15 protein-coding genes are annotated in these 13,117 nt (G+C 65.9%); 9 read left to right on the top strand and 6 right to left on the bottom strand.

Annotated features, from left to right (window positions below):
* The first annotated feature begins 133 nt into the window (after nucleotides 1–133).
* The gene (locus GGR16_RS04155) at nucleotides 134–2,257 is read left to right on the top strand and encodes a hypothetical protein (RefSeq protein ID WP_183315777.1); all 2,124 of its coding nucleotides are present in this window, start codon (nucleotides 134–136) and stop codon (nucleotides 2,255–2,257) included.
* A 69-nt stretch (nucleotides 2,258–2,326) separates the two neighbouring features.
* On the opposite strand, the gene GGR16_RS04150 is transcribed toward GGR16_RS04155, so the two are convergent.
* Nucleotides 2,327–2,713: a winged helix-turn-helix transcriptional regulator gene (locus GGR16_RS04150; protein ID WP_019402802.1), complete on the bottom strand. Its 387-nt coding sequence runs from the start codon at nucleotides 2,711–2,713 to the stop codon at nucleotides 2,327–2,329.
* A gap of 148 nt (nucleotides 2,714–2,861) precedes the next feature.
* On the opposite strand from GGR16_RS04150, the gene GGR16_RS04145 reads away from it, so the two are divergent.
* Nucleotides 2,862–3,473 (top strand): NAD(P)-dependent oxidoreductase, encoded by a 612-nt coding sequence (locus GGR16_RS04145; RefSeq protein WP_019402803.1) that lies wholly within the window; start codon nucleotides 2,862–2,864, stop codon nucleotides 3,471–3,473.
* A 1-nt stretch (nucleotide 3,474) separates the two neighbouring features.
* On the top strand, nucleotides 3,475–4,110 hold the full coding sequence (locus GGR16_RS04140; protein ID WP_019402804.1) for a DsbA family protein: 636 nt from the start codon (nucleotides 3,475–3,477) through the stop codon (nucleotides 4,108–4,110).
* Nucleotides 4,111–4,161: 51 nt separating this feature from the next.
* Here the strand turns inward: GGR16_RS04140 and GGR16_RS04135 are convergent, their stop codons facing one another.
* From GGR16_RS04135 to GGR16_RS04125, 3 genes are all read right to left on the bottom strand, one after another.
* Nucleotides 4,162–4,893, bottom strand: coding sequence for a class I SAM-dependent methyltransferase (locus tag GGR16_RS04135; RefSeq protein ID WP_019402805.1), 732 nt, complete (start codon nucleotides 4,891–4,893; stop codon nucleotides 4,162–4,164).
* A 352-nt stretch (nucleotides 4,894–5,245) separates the two neighbouring features.
* Nucleotides 5,246–5,536 carry a DUF1330 domain-containing protein gene (locus GGR16_RS04130; protein WP_019402806.1) on the bottom strand — a complete coding sequence of 97 codons (291 nt, stop codon included), beginning with the start codon at nucleotides 5,534–5,536 and terminating at the stop codon, nucleotides 5,246–5,248.
* Between the two features lie 244 nt (nucleotides 5,537–5,780).
* Nucleotides 5,781–6,143, bottom strand: coding sequence for a nuclear transport factor 2 family protein (locus GGR16_RS04125; RefSeq protein WP_183315776.1), 363 nt, complete (start codon nucleotides 6,141–6,143; stop codon nucleotides 5,781–5,783).
* 200 nt (nucleotides 6,144–6,343) lie between these two features.
* Between GGR16_RS04125 and GGR16_RS04120 the strand changes: the two genes are divergently transcribed.
* The 3 genes from GGR16_RS04120 to GGR16_RS04110 all read left to right on the top strand — a co-directional run bounded on the left by GGR16_RS04120 (nucleotide 6,344) and on the right by GGR16_RS04110 (nucleotide 8,465).
* Nucleotides 6,344–6,922: a TetR/AcrR family transcriptional regulator gene (locus GGR16_RS04120; RefSeq protein ID WP_183315775.1), complete on the top strand. Its 579-nt coding sequence runs from the start codon at nucleotides 6,344–6,346 to the stop codon at nucleotides 6,920–6,922.
* On the top strand, nucleotides 6,919–7,590 hold the full coding sequence (locus GGR16_RS04115) for a hypothetical protein (RefSeq protein ID WP_183315774.1): 672 nt from the start codon (nucleotides 6,919–6,921) through the stop codon (nucleotides 7,588–7,590). The genes GGR16_RS04120 and GGR16_RS04115 overlap by 4 nt, the downstream gene beginning before the upstream one ends.
* Before the next feature lie 236 nt (nucleotides 7,591–7,826).
* Complete coding sequence (locus GGR16_RS04110; RefSeq protein WP_183315773.1) at nucleotides 7,827–8,465, top strand: imm11 family protein; 639 nt, start codon at nucleotides 7,827–7,829, stop codon at nucleotides 8,463–8,465.
* A gap of 142 nt (nucleotides 8,466–8,607) precedes the next feature.
* Here the strand turns inward: GGR16_RS04110 and GGR16_RS04105 are convergent, their stop codons facing one another.
* Complete coding sequence (locus tag GGR16_RS04105; protein ID WP_183315772.1) at nucleotides 8,608–9,357, bottom strand: SDR family oxidoreductase; 750 nt, start codon at nucleotides 9,355–9,357, stop codon at nucleotides 8,608–8,610.
* A 99-nt stretch (nucleotides 9,358–9,456) separates the two neighbouring features.
* Here GGR16_RS04105 and GGR16_RS04100 point away from each other — a divergent pair, with 99 nt between their 5' ends.
* Entirely contained in the window at nucleotides 9,457–10,371 is a 915-nt protein-coding gene (locus GGR16_RS04100; protein WP_183315771.1) for an AraC family transcriptional regulator, read from the top strand.
* A gap of 72 nt (nucleotides 10,372–10,443) precedes the next feature.
* Here GGR16_RS04100 and GGR16_RS04095 read toward each other — a convergent pair whose 3' ends face one another.
* Nucleotides 10,444–11,076, bottom strand: coding sequence for a TetR/AcrR family transcriptional regulator (locus tag GGR16_RS04095; protein WP_183315770.1), 633 nt, complete (start codon nucleotides 11,074–11,076; stop codon nucleotides 10,444–10,446).
* A gap of 94 nt (nucleotides 11,077–11,170) precedes the next feature.
* On the opposite strand from GGR16_RS04095, the gene GGR16_RS04090 reads away from it, so the two are divergent.
* Entirely contained in the window at nucleotides 11,171–11,827 is a 657-nt protein-coding gene (locus GGR16_RS04090; protein ID WP_019402815.1) for an O-methyltransferase, read from the top strand.
* Between the two features lie 81 nt (nucleotides 11,828–11,908).
* Nucleotides 11,909–13,036 (top strand): DUF3500 domain-containing protein, encoded by a 1,128-nt coding sequence (locus GGR16_RS04085; protein WP_183315769.1) that lies wholly within the window; start codon nucleotides 11,909–11,911, stop codon nucleotides 13,034–13,036.
* The last annotated feature ends 81 nt before the right edge of the window (nucleotides 13,037–13,117 follow it).

Below are 13,117 nucleotides of genomic sequence, written 5' to 3'. Positions count from 1 at the left end.
TGACCACACGCCGCCATAAAGAAAAATTCAAAATACAATATCTAAAATATATTCAACAACATCTCAGAAAAAGCCGTCCGAACCCACCTTCGAACCATCAAGCCTGCAACGAGTCGATTGAAAGGAGGCCGATGTGCCATCCCTCTCACAGCTTCTGCCGTTTTCCTCACGCCCGTCCTTCCAGATCGAAAACGCCAGCGACAGGAATGCGTTCAAGGCTCCCTTCGTCGCCGCCTATGAGAACCTGCGATCGGTCGACGGGATCGACGATTTCGCCTCGCTGCTCGGCATGTCCCTGCCGCAGCTGCAGCAGGCCATCGCCACGCTCGCCATCCTCGGCGTCGCCACGCCCTTCGTCGCCGTCGGCGCCAAGGGTGCCATCGACGAATGCACCGAACGCTTCAGGGAGGATTTCCCGCAGCTCCTGCAGAAGCTGCACGAGCGCGAGGAGGCGATCATCGACCTGCTGGAGCGATCCGGCACGTCACCGGCCGATGTCGAGCGAATCAAGGGAATGTTCAGGGAATCGCAGGGCCTTCTCTCCGCCTGCGCCGGCAGGACCGTGGCGCCCCAGGACATCGCGGAAGCGGTGATGGACCTCGCGCGGAGCGCCGCGGCAGCGCGACCGGACGCCGGCGGAAACGGCGAACAGCCGGGCACCGCCCTCGCCTATCAGGCCGCCCGCTATGCGCGAGACCGGTCGACGGCCACCTCCGAGAAGATCGACCGCAACTTCAGCATCCCGACGGCGGCGGCGATGACGGGCATGACGGGCGGCATGGTCCTGTCGATGGCGGATTCGGTTGCCGGCATCGTCGAGGGCGCTGCGCCCGCCGGCTCGGTGGCGAGCCAGGGTGCCGCGACCGCGGGGGCCGTGCTCGGCACGGCGGCGACGGCCGCGTTCCTGCCCTCGCAGCTCGCCATGGCCGCGGTCGGCGCGTCGAAATGCGTGACGGGCGTGATGCGCCACCGGCAGCTGAAGGGCGACCGGCAGGCGCTGCAGAGCGTCCGAGACCTCATCGATCCGGCGGTCTTCAGGGCCGTGGAACAGGGCCTCAAGCGGCTCGGCTATTACAACAAGCACCATTCCATCGTCCATGGCGCGGGCATGGCGGCCGGGCAGAGCCTGATGGCGGCCGGCAGCATCGCCTCGCTCACCGGCGTCGCCGGCCTCGTCGGCGTCCTGCTCGCGGCCGTCGGCGCGCCGCTGACGGTCGGCGCCGCGGTGGAGAAGATCGTCTACGAGAAGAAGGAGGCGCGCTTCCGTGGAGAGGGCGCATCGGAATTGGCGCATGCCGCCGCCGAGGCGTCCGCGCCGGATGAACTGGTGCGGTCCGCCGGCCCCGACGGGGCGCTCGCCGCTCTCGCCGGGCATTATGCGGATGCCCAGGGGCGCACCGTCATGGCCAAGCTGCACCGCCTGATCGATCAGGTGCTCGCCGAGGAGAAGCCGGCCGCCCCCGCCGATGCGCTGAGCCGGAGGGAGAAGATCGCCAAGCGGGTGGCGGACCTCGCCACGAGCCGCCGCACCGGGCTCCTCCCTGCCGATGTCATGCGGCTGGCGGAGCTCTTCCACAAGGACTATCCCCCGCAAGCGCTCGCGGGAGCAGCCGGCGAGGTGCGCGCGCGCCTGCGGGCGATCATGGACAGCCATCCGCAGACGCGGCTTCTCGCCGCCTCCGGCCCCGTTCAGAAGGCCATCTTTGACAAGACGATGCACCGCCTCATCAAGGACAGGGCGATCGATATCGCCGGCCATCTCAACCTGAAGGGCCGAGGCCCGCACCTCATGAAGCCGGAACATCTCGCCGCGCTGCGAGCCGCCGATCCGCGCGCCGAGGATCATTATCTGCGCAACAGCCTGAAGGTCCTCAGCAAGCAGGAGAAGAAGGACGGCAAGCTGGCGCGCGACAGGGTTGCCCAGGACATCATCGCCGTCGCCCGCGGGGCGCAGCTCGCCGCCGCCCTCCTGCCCGAAGCCGCATCCCGGACGCCGGCGCCGGCGCAACCCGAGCGGCCCTCTTCGCCTTCTGCTCCATCGCGCCCTGCCACGCCCCATCCCGCAGCGGCTGCGCCGGCCGCCGCTGCAGAGGACGCGGCCTTCCTGGCGCGCGCCCAGGCCGGCATCGCGCTCAACCGGTATGGCGCGGACGCCGATTACATCGCCTATGCGCAGCGGGGCATCGACCTGAGGCAGGAAGCCCCAGCGGAAAGACCGAACCGTGAAAGGCCGCGCGAGCGCACGCTCGCGGACTGACGGAAGGCGGAAACGGGCCCCGTCGCCTTCGGCGGGGCCCGGCAAGGGCTGCGGACGATCCACCCCGTCTCAGCGATCGGCGCCCCTGGCGCGATAATCGCCGCGGGCGTCACGGATCGCGCCGTGATTGGCGTTCGCCCAGGCGATGAGGTTCTTCATCGGCACCAGGAAGGAGCGACCGAGGTCGGTCAGCTGATATTCGACACGCGGCGGCACCTGCGGATAGAGGGTGCGGCGCACGAAGCCGTCCTCCTCCAGGCGCCGCAGCGTCTTGGAGAGCATCTGCTTGGAGATGTCGCCGATCGCCCGCTCGAGCTGGCTGAAGCGCATCGTGCCGTGGGCCAGCACCTCGAGGATGAGCAGGCTCCATTGGTCGCCGATCCTGTCGAGAACATCCCGGATCGGACAGGGCTCTTCGAACACGAACGGAATCGGAATGAGGTCGTCGCGGTTCATTCTGCTGCGCTCCAGGACCCCGGCGGTCACGCCGGGCTGACCAGATCACCCGACGGTGACGTCTTGCGGGGGCCGTCCGCATACCATAGATCCGCCCCGTCGGTCTACTTTTCAGACCTGATCGCAAGCTAGAACCATGAGGAATGATATGGCACGCATCGCGCTCATCGGCGCCTCCGGCAATGTCGGCTCGCGCATTCTGAAGGAACTGTCGGACCGGGGGCATCAGGTCAGCGCGATCGCGCGCAGCCCGGAAAAAATCTCCGCCCTGCCGGGCGTGACCGCCGTCGCGGGGGACGTCAACGACAGGTCCGGCCTTGCCGCACTGCTGGCCGGCCACGACGCGGTGGTCAGCGCGACGAGGTTCCTCGACACGCCGTTCGATGTGCTGGTCGAGGCCGTGCGCGCCTCGGGCGTGAAACGCTTCCTCGTCGTCGGCGGCGCGGGCAGCCTCGATGTCGCGCCGGGGCAGCGCCTCGTCGACCAGCCCGACTTCCCACCCCAGTACAAGGCGGAGGCGCTGCGCGGCGCGGAATTCCTCGGCTTCCTCAAGACCGTCGACGACCTCGACTGGACCTTCCTGTCGCCTTCGGCCCTGTTCGTGCCGGGCGAGCGCACGGGCAAGTTCCGCCTCGGCAAGGACCAGCTCCTCGCCACCGACAAGGGCAGCAGCATCTCCTACGAGGACTTCGCCATCGCCATGGCGGACGAGATCGAGAGCCCGAAGCACCTGCGCCAGCGCTTCACCGTCGGATATTGAGATGCGCCGCCTCACCTACCTGTTCGATCCGCTCTGCGGCTGGTGCTATGGCGCCTCCCCCGCCCTCGAAAGGCTAATGGCGCACGAGAGCCTCACGATCGATCTCGTGCCGACGGGGCTGTTTGCGGACGAGGGCGCGTTCCCCATGAATGCAGCCTTCGCCGCCCATGCCTGGGAGGCCGACCAGCGGATCGCCCGGCTCTCCGGCCAGCGCTTCACCGAGCAGTACCGCGTGAACGTGCTGGCGAGCCGCACCGCGGCCGTCGATTCCGGGCCGGCGACGCTCGGGCTCACGGCCGTCCGCCTGACGGCGCCCGAACGGGAGTTCGAGGCGCTGAAGGCCATCCAGCATGTCCGGTATGTGGAGGGGCGCGACAACGGCGATCCGGCCGTGATCGCCGACGTCCTCGCCGGCCTCGGGCTGGCGGAGGCCGCTGCGCGCTGCCATGCGGCAGACGAGGAGCTCCTCGCAGCCAACCGCGCCCGCATCGCGGAAGGCCGGGCCGAGATGCAGCGCTTCGGCGCACGGGGCGTGCCGACCCTGATCCTCGATACCGGCCGGGGCCGGGCAACGGTCGATGCGAGCGCGCTTTTTGGCGAGGTGGATCGGCTGGCTGCAGCGCTGGACGCTGCGTGAACCGGCCAGTTCAGGGACAACTCGCGGCGCGGGGACCTGCTTTCCCGCGTCTCAGGCCCGGTCTGCGGCGACGAGGAGGAACATGGGGCGCTCGCGTTCCTCCGCGAGGTCCGGCCGCGCAGCGATGTCGGCCTCGCTCGGCGCGAAATCCTCCACATGCCGGATGGCGAAGCCGTTCCGGATGAGGAGGTTGAGCGTCGTGCCGAGGGTGCGGTGATATTTGAGAACGCCCTCGGCGAGCCAATCGGTCCGGCGCGGGCCTTCCAGGTGATAGCTGTCGACGGGCCAGCTCTTGTGCCCCTCGGCATCCGTGATCCAGCCCGGCCGGCGCGAGGCCATGAAGATCGGGTGCTCGATCGAGAAGACGAAGCGCGCGCCGGGTACGAGCGCGCGGTGGACGGTCGCGAACAGCCGGCCGAGATCCTCGACATAGTGCAGCGCCAGCGAGCTGTAGGCGAGATCGAAGACGGCCTGCGGCAGGTCGAGGTGCTCGAGGTCCGCACGCTCGTAGGTGATCCCGTTATCCCGCGTCTCGCCCCTCGCCCGCGTCAGCATCCTTTCGGATATGTCGAGGCCGAGCACGCGCGCCGCGCCGGCCTCACGCGCGAAGCGGCAGAACCAGCCGAAGCCGCAGCCGAGGTCGACCACCCGCAGGCCGGTCATGTCGGGCAGGAGCGCCCGCAGCGCCGGCCATTCCGGTGCGGCGGCAAGGCCGTCCACGGAGCGCGGCAACCCGCTGTAGCCGGCGAAGAAGGTCGGATCGTCATAGATGTTCTGGGCCATGTCGTGCTCAGCGTGCCAGGGCACTCGTGGATACCACAACTTACCGGCGTCGCCCGACGATCGAAGGACACGCCTGTGGCCGGACCGATCCGCAAAGGGGGCGGTGCCCGGCGAACCCGTCTCGCCCATCCGCCAAAAATAATACTCTAGACTGAAAACCGGCCATTGAAGCGCTGGAGGGACGAAAAAGCTGACCCCGCAAATACAGGTGTCAACTTCGGAGGGAAGCAGACATTTCGCTGAACGGCCGGCTCATGACCAGTTCACTTGCTCGCTGCCGCCAATGCGGGGATGCGGACATGTCCGAGATCAGCGAACCGTCTCAGGCGGGACCGGCGGTCCCACAGACGCTTCATACGCCTTCCACGATGCGAATGTCGCGCTCTGCTCCGCCAGCCAGCGCAGCCAGGGCCTCCTGATACGCCGGGCTATCATGCGCCGCTCGGGCCTGCTCGACCGAGTCGAACTCGATCACCACGGTGCGTTGCTGAAGCCCCTCTTCGTACAGGTGCACCGGCATTCCTCGCACGAGAATGCGGCCTCCGGCGGCCATAATCGCAGGGCCGCTCAGCTTGGCATAGGCGGCCAGTGCCTCAGGATTGCTGACCGAACGATAGGTGGCGACCCAATAGGCCTTGGCCATCTTCCCCTCCGCGGCTTGTCATCAGGCTACAGGCTTCTCCCGGAAGAGCCGTGTGGGCGCTTCCGGGCTCCGACAATGGAATTTTATACGAGCCTGCATCAACTCCAATGGGGATACTGACCTCATTCCCACCGGACTGTTCAGGCCACGTACAAGCAATTGAGGTGTCCGTCAGATTTTTCCAGCAGCATCAGGCAAAGGCCCAGCCATGGACCTGCGGATGCCCGCGAGTGGAAAGAGAGCCCTATCCCTTCACATATCCAAGACCTTCGACGATCTTTCCGCCCAGGACGCGCATGATGTTCACGCCCCGGATCCGGTCGGCCTCGCGCTCGCTCCAGCGAAGCTGCCAGCGGATGATCCCGCGGTCGCCGCTCACCCAGATTTCCTCGTCTTCGAAGACAAGGTTCGGCGAGGATGCAATCCCCTTCCAGAAGGCGAGGCACGCCTCGCGCCCTTCGTAGCGAGCGCCGTCCGGAGCAGGCGTCGTATTCTCGAGAACGCAGCCCTCGCCGATCAAGTCATCGAGATCTTCCGGGCGGTGCGCCTGAAACGCACGATGGAAGCGCTCGATGACCTTCCGGGCGGTTTCGCTTTCGATGATCATTCCCAACCTCATTCGGTGGTGGAGCCGCGGAATACAGCGCGCCCTGGCGACGGGGGCTCCCTCCCACAAGGAAAGGGACGGAGTTCGCGCACGCCACCTAGAGCTCCCCGGCCTTGTCGCTGCGATATCGCCTGGCCTTCCTATACAGACAAGTCTGTCTATCGATTGAACTATACAGACCTGTCTGTTATGGTCAAGCCATGAGGCAAAAGAAATCTGACAGCCAGCCAGAAGCAGGCCCCGCGCGCCGTCGATTGCTCGAGACCGCGACACGGCTTTTCTATGAAGGGGGCATCCATGCCGTCGGCATCGACCGCATCATCGCGGAGGCGGGCGTGGCCAAAGCGACGTTCTACAATCATTTTCCATCGAAGGATGATCTCGTCGTCGCCTATCTCGAAGAGATAGACCGGGCCGGCCGGGCAGCGGTGGCGGCGCTTCCGAAGCAACCGCCTCGGAAAATGGTCTCGGCCATCATGGAGCGGATCAGCGAGGCCGTGGTCGCGGGAGGCTGGCGAGGGTGTCCGTTCCTCAACGCGGCAGCCGAGTACCCCGATCCGACCAGCCGCGTGCGGCAGACGATCAATGCTCGCCGCGTGTGGTATCACGACAGCCTCCGGACGCTACTTGCCGAGGACGGCGACCCAACCCCGTCCGTTACCGCTTCCCTCCTCGTCGCGCTTACCGACGGCCTGCTGGAGAGCGCGTATCTGGACGATGCCGAAAGCGTTCCTGCTCTCGTCCGAGAGGCGGTGGCGCGGCTCCTGGACCGCCGATGAGCGCCCGTCGCCGCCAAAGCAGCACCGGTCTGCGCCAATTCGTCGATCTCCAGCAGCAGCGCGATTGGATGGAGGGCAAGACGGTCCTGCGCGACGCGGAGGAGCGCTCGGATTCCATGGAACAGCGCTTCAAATATGCCGCGCGGTATCAGAAGCTGCTTCGCCGGCCGCACGCACAAGAAGCACTGGAAATTCTTCGGATTTACGGCCGGAAATGCATCCCGGTCCCTCGGCAGACCGAGCGGCATTACTGGTCGGTGTCCTGCCTTCCATCCACCTCCGACAAGCCGCTCATCCGGGTCAATGCGAGCTGGATGGAGCTTTTCACGCTTTATGCCGACGAAGAATCCCTTCGCGCGAGATTCATCGTGCATCTGTCAGCCTTCACCACCTACAGATCGCTCACGCCGGGCAATGTGGATGAAGCTTTTCTCGCGTGCAGCGTCATGGCGCCGGAAGACGTCCGCCATTTCTTCCCGCGCGGCGAGGATATTTTCGGGATCACCATTCGCGGCTCGTCCTCGATCCGCAAATTCCTTGCGTCAGGCCCCGTCCTCCGTGCCATCCGGGCTTTCAACCTCACCCATATGAACAGGGGGCGGAATGCGTACCAGGCCAGCCATTGCTACAGCCTGGCGGATCACATGCTGAGCGGCGAAGGAGATTGAAAACAGGCCGGATGCTGCAGCCTCGGCTCGAGCGCTGCCGCGGCAGCATCACCATGTCCACCGCGCTGCGCCAGGCGTGTCCCGAGCGGAGATCTCGGGCAGCAGGTCACCGCATCCATCGGCTGACTGGCAGAATTCTCATTGCTTTTGTCATTACCGCCAGTCGGCGCGCTTGCTACCTCCAGCGCCGCCGATCACAGAGTTAAGACGCCTAGACGGAGCGGTAGGACGCCCAAATGAAGATCTATCTTCCCGATGTCCTTGAGGGGCAGGAGTGGATCCTTCCGCGCCATATGGACGACCATGAGGTGTTGGAGAGGTTGTCGGGACGGATGCAGCCGCACTGGCGTCCCGTGCGGATGGATATCCTTCGAGAAGACGAGAAGGGCAATCCGCGGGCATATTCTGATTTTCCCTGGTATGGCCGACACGTTCTGATGATGAAGCCCCGCGCCGTCAGGTTGCTGCGGCCGATCCTGGAGCACGCCGGAGAATTCCTGCCGCTTCAGTCCGACGAGGATGTATCCCTGTTCAATGTCACCACCGTGGTCGACGCGCTCGACGAAGACTGCTCCAGCATCGCACGCTTCGATGACGGCAGCATCATGTGGATCGACAAGCATGTACTTCGGCCGGAGGCGATCGGCGACGTCGCAATGTTCAGGTTGCCGGAGCATGTCACGCGTGTGTCCGGCATCTATATGCAGGAGACGGTGGTTCACCGCATCGCGGAGCTCGGATTGGAAGGGATTGCCTTCGAGCTGATCTGGAGCGATGAAGCCGTCTCCCCCAAAGACACCAGGGTCGAGATCGGCCGACCGGGACGCAGGTCTGGGCTGAAGAGTTTTTTCCGGCGACGACGCTCCACCGATTAGCGGGACCGGCCTGGGCGGCCCCTGTTGCGCCTCGGCGATGGCGCTGGACTTGTCTCGCGGGGATAACGGGCGCCCTGCCCCGCGTCCCGAGGCGCAGGGCGAACCCGTCACGTCGAAGAATTGTCCGGATGGCTGGCGCTGCTCACCCCGCCAGGGCGACCGCATCGGCGCCCGCGGGCAGGCGCAGGGGGCAATCGGGCTCCGTGACGGCGCGCCAGATCGCGGCAACGACATCCCGGGGCTCGGTGACCTCCCTGTTGGCCGCCTCCGCATGGGCAGCGAAGACGCGCTCGGCCAGCGGGCGATAGGCTTCGGGAATACCTCCCGCCCCCGCCATCTTGGCCCGTGCATTCGTCGCGAAACGAGTCCCCGGGGCCTGTCCGGGCAGCACCAGGCGGGTGCGGATGCCGAACGGCTCGAGCTCCAGCGCGAGGCATTCGGTGAACGCATTCACCGCCGCCTTGCTCGCGGTGTAGATGGGCAGCAGGGGAAGCGGTTTCAGCGTCGTGCTGGAGGAGACGTTGACGATGGTCCCGCTCCCGTGCGCCCGCATCTGCGGCACGACGGCGCGAGCCATCTCCATCGCACCGAACGTGTTGGTCTCGAATAGGTCGCGGATCGTCTCTTCGGGGGTTCCTTCCAGCGGGCCCATCCATCCGATTCCGGCATTGTTGACGAGGGCATCGATTTCCCCCGTCGCCTCGACCGCAGCGGCGATCGAGCCGCGATCGGTCACGTCGAGGGGCAGAAGGCGCAGCCGGTCCGAAGCCGGCAACACGCCCTCGCGTGGAGTACGCATGGTGGCGACGACGCTCCAGCCCTTGCTGAGGAAGTGCTCGGCCGTCTCGCGGCCGAAGCCCGAGGAGCATCCGGTAATCATCACGGTGTTCATGTCTGGTCCGCCTGTCGAAAGTGGATGACCTGAATATCGACATGCGGGCCTGAACTTTCTATCATGGAAAATACATCAATCCTTAGAGAAAGTCCGAATATGGCCGATCCGCTATCGGAAATGATCTCGCTGCTGCGACCTCAGGCGCCCTATTCGAAGCTGGTGGAGGCTGCCGGCGCATGGCGGGTGCGGCGCACGGAAGTCGAACAGGTCTACTACTGCATGCTGCTGGCGGGGCGGGCCTGCCTGGAGGCCGGCGCGAAAGCGCCGATCGAGTTGCGCGCCGGCGATTTCGTCCTGGTCCCGGCAGCCTCCGTCATCACGATGTCGAGCCTGGACCCGCCGCCTCCCGATGGGCTGCAGACCCAGCCGCTGCCCGGAGTGGATGGCAGCGTCCGCCTCGGGTCCCTGCAAGGGCCGGCCGAAGTTCAAATGCTCGTCGGCTATTGCCGTTTCGGATCGCCGGACGCCGATCTCCTCGTCTCGCTCCTTCCCGACCTCGTGGTCGTTCGGGGCGAAAGCCGTCTGGCCGATCTGACCCGCCTTGTGCGCGGCGAGGCGCGCGCAGACAGGCCCGCACGCGATGTCGTACTGGAGCATCTGCTCCAGGTGCTGCTGATCGAAGCGCAGCGATCCACCTCCGAAGCGGACGGCGCCGCCAGTCTGCTCCGCGGTCTTGCCGATCCGAGGCTGGCCGCAGCGCTGCGCTGCATGCACGCCGCCCCCGATCGCAGCTGGGGCGTTGCGGAACTGGCGCGCGAAGCGGGTCTCTCCCGCTCCGCTTTCTTCACACGGTTCAGCAGGATCGTCGGTTTGCCGCCGATGGAATACCTGAAGACCTGGCGCATGGCCCTCGCCAAGAAGTACCTGCGCGAGGGTCAAGGCACTGTTGCCGAAATTGCGGCAAGGGTCGGCTACGGGTCGGGCAGCGCCTTCAGTGTCGCCTTTACGAAGCAAGTCGGACGCCCTCCTGCCCATTTTGTGCGAGATTCCAGGCAGTACGCGACTTCATGAGGGATCGTCGTGGAGCGGGCGGCTGCGGCGAGGCCTTGTGCGCAGCGAGGCGCTCAGGCGCGGTGCCGGACATCAGGCGCGCTGAAGGCTTTGCAGATAGGCGCAGAACATGTCGGCCATGGCGTCGGCGTGAGCCTCGATCTCCGCCGGCGTTCGCGGCGTCTCCGAAAAGCTCTTGCCGACCGAACCCAATGTCGTGGTGATCAGGTCGCCAACCCGATCGCGGATCGGGTCAGCGGCTTCGGGCAGCACTTCCCGCATGAAGGCTTGGAAAATGCGGTCTCCGGCCGCGCGTGCCTCCCGCGCCTCGGGTGCATCGCGATAGAGCGGAGCCGCGTCGTTGAGGGCCCCGCGCACGACAGCTTCTTCACATTCCGAGCGGATGAAGGCATGGACCAGCGCTCGCAGCCGTTCGAGCGGCGGCCTCGTGACATCGCCTAGGATCGTGCTCAGCATCTCGGTCGTCTGCCGCCACTCGTCGCTCTGGAGCCGGAAGAGGATCGCGGCCTTGTTCGGAAAGTATTGATAGAGCGAACCGACACTGACGCCAGCCTTCTCGGCCACCCGCGCCGTGGTGAAGCGCTGCGCGCCCTCCGTTGCCAAAACCTGAACAGCCGCCTCGAGGATCGACGCGACAAGCTCGGTCGAGCGGGTCTGCCTGGGCTCTTTTCGTGAGGAAATCCGGGTCGTTGGGCGATCGCTCATCCGGCGCTCCGGCAATGCGAATAGGAAATGCGACTAATGAATCGTATTTTTCAATCCGACACAAGAACGCATTTCCCTCGGACCGGAGACCTTGATGAGCACCCTGACCACTGCACCGCTCGCTCCTCTTCTGGAGCGCCTGTTCAAGGAGGCCGATGCGGCGACGAGCCCGGCGTTGGCCGAAATCTCCCGCGACGAGCGGGAACGCCTGATGCGCAGCAAGACCGGATACCTCGATCTTTATGGGCGCCTGAAGGATCTCTGGCTGCCTGTCTCGCGCGAGACCGGCGTGCTCCTCTACATGCTGGCGCGGAGCTCCCGCGCGCGGACAATCGTCGAGTTCGGAACGTCGTTCGGCATCTCGACCCTGCACCTGGCTGCCGCGCTCAGGGACAATGGCGGCGGCCGCCTGATCACTAGCGAGTTCGAGCCCTCCAAGGTGGCGCGGGCGCGCAGGAACCTGACGGACGGCGGCCTCATCGATCTGGTCGAGATCAGGGAAGGTGACGCCCTCAAGACGCTGAGCGTCGACCTTCCCGAAACGATCGATCTCGTGCTGCTCGACGGCGCGAAGTCGCTCTATTCCGAGATCCTGGACCTGGTGGAGGGCCGCCTCGGGCCGGGCGCGCTCATCGTCGCCGACAATGCCGATTACTGCCCGGAATACCTGGAGCGCGTGCGCTCGCCCGCCGGGGGGTACATGTCCATGCCGTTGGCCGAGGACGTCGAGCTGTCCATGCGACTCGGCTGACGTCGATCCGCGGAAGCGCCCTCACCGCTCAGCAACAGCATCGCGCAGACCGCGCCGGTCGCGCGAATACGGGAGAGAGACATGTCTGCATTCGCCATCGGCGCGCGCTGCACGACATTGGCAAGCGCACTCATCTTCATGCTCGACGTCGGCGGGTGCATGGCCGCCGAAACGTCAGAGCAGGCCGCGGCGCCACAGACGCCGCCCTCGACGACCGGACCCGGCAGACCTTTATCTCACGCCTCGTCCGGCGCCGCGGTGCTCCAGCGGGCAAATGCCTTCATCGCAACCCTCAGCGAGGCACAGCGCGCCGCCCTTCTCCAGGAGTACACCTTCGCCAACGCGGCCCGGTGGCACACCTATCCGCAGTGGGCGCTCGGTCGACGACAGGCTCGGATCGGCCTGAAGCTGAGCACCCTGTCTGCCGCGCAGTGGGACGCCCTGAACGCCCTGCTCGCCGCAGCCACCGGCAGCGGCCGGAACGAGGGCTATGACGAGATTCAGCAGCATCTGGCCGCCGACGACTGGATCAGGCAGAACGGTGGCGGCAAGGGCTACGGCAGGGGCAACTTTTACGTTGCGTTCCTCGGAACTCCCTCGAAGACCGGCACCTGGCAGCTCCAGTTCGGCGGCCATCACCTGGCGCTCACCAATACCTACCGGGACGGGGTTCTGGTCGGGGCGACACCGTCGTTCCGGGGTATCGAGCCACATGCTGCCATCCGGCACGACGGTGCAATCCTCCGGCCCCAGCTCGACGAGCTGGAGGCGTTCATTGCGCTGCTCGCTTCGCTCGACCCGCGTCAAAGGGCGGCGGCCAAGCTCGCCACTGAACAGGACAAGATGCTGCTCGGTCCCGAAGCGCGGCACAAGGACTGGAATTTTCCTGCCAGGGCTCAGGGCATCGCGGCTTCATCACTGAGCAGGCACCAGCGCGCTCTGCTGATGAAGGCGATCAGCCTGTACGTGAACGACGTTGCGGACGCGAACGCTGCCACGATCCTCGTCCGGTACGAGCGGGAGCTCGATGCCACCTATCTCAGCTTTTCCGGCTCTGCCTCGCTCACCAGAACCGGTGATTACGTTCGTATCGACGGACCCTCGGTGTGGATAGAGCTGGTCATGGACCCTCCGTACTCGACCAACCAGCCGCACACCCATGCCGTCTGGCGCGACAAGCACACCGACTATGGTGGCACCAGGCGCTAGCTGCGCTGTCTAGACACATGCCGCCATCGCCCCGGCTTCTGCCTGGGTCCGGCCGTAAGCGTTCACGTCAGCCAACGCACC

Origin of the sequence: Chelatococcus caeni, from assembly GCF_014196925.1 — a bacterium.
Lineage (GTDB): Bacteria > Pseudomonadota > Alphaproteobacteria > Rhizobiales > Beijerinckiaceae > Chelatococcus_A > Chelatococcus_A caeni.
This window is presented reverse-complemented; position numbering and strand designations above follow the sequence as displayed.

Excerpts from the sequence above, each read along its gene's own strand:
- GGR16_RS04150 (WP_019402802.1), bottom strand. The coding sequence starts at position 2,713 with ATGAACCGCGACGACCTCATTCCGATTCCGTTCGTGTTCGAAGAGCCC.
- GGR16_RS04145 (WP_019402803.1), top strand. The coding sequence starts at position 2,862 with ATGGCACGCATCGCGCTCATCGGCGCCTCCGGCAATGTCGGCTCGCGC.
- GGR16_RS04140 (WP_019402804.1), top strand. The coding sequence starts at position 3,475 with ATGCGCCGCCTCACCTACCTGTTCGATCCGCTCTGCGGCTGGTGCTAT.
- GGR16_RS04135 (WP_019402805.1), bottom strand. The coding sequence starts at position 4,893 with ATGGCCCAGAACATCTATGACGATCCGACCTTCTTCGCCGGCTACAGC.
- GGR16_RS04130 (WP_019402806.1), bottom strand. The coding sequence starts at position 5,536 with ATGGCCAAGGCCTATTGGGTCGCCACCTATCGTTCGGTCAGCAATCCT.
- GGR16_RS04125 (WP_183315776.1), bottom strand. The coding sequence starts at position 6,143 with ATGATCATCGAAAGCGAAACCGCCCGGAAGGTCATCGAGCGCTTCCAT.
- GGR16_RS04120 (WP_183315775.1), top strand. The coding sequence starts at position 6,344 with ATGAGGCAAAAGAAATCTGACAGCCAGCCAGAAGCAGGCCCCGCGCGC.
- GGR16_RS04115 (WP_183315774.1), top strand. The coding sequence starts at position 6,919 with ATGAGCGCCCGTCGCCGCCAAAGCAGCACCGGTCTGCGCCAATTCGTC.
- GGR16_RS04110 (WP_183315773.1), top strand. The coding sequence starts at position 7,827 with ATGAAGATCTATCTTCCCGATGTCCTTGAGGGGCAGGAGTGGATCCTT.
- GGR16_RS04105 (WP_183315772.1), bottom strand. The coding sequence starts at position 9,357 with ATGAACACCGTGATGATTACCGGATGCTCCTCGGGCTTCGGCCGCGAG.
- GGR16_RS04100 (WP_183315771.1), top strand. The coding sequence starts at position 9,457 with ATGGCCGATCCGCTATCGGAAATGATCTCGCTGCTGCGACCTCAGGCG.
- GGR16_RS04095 (WP_183315770.1), bottom strand. The coding sequence starts at position 11,076 with ATGAGCGATCGCCCAACGACCCGGATTTCCTCACGAAAAGAGCCCAGG.
- GGR16_RS04090 (WP_019402815.1), top strand. The coding sequence starts at position 11,171 with ATGAGCACCCTGACCACTGCACCGCTCGCTCCTCTTCTGGAGCGCCTG.
- GGR16_RS04085 (WP_183315769.1), top strand. The coding sequence starts at position 11,909 with ATGTCTGCATTCGCCATCGGCGCGCGCTGCACGACATTGGCAAGCGCA.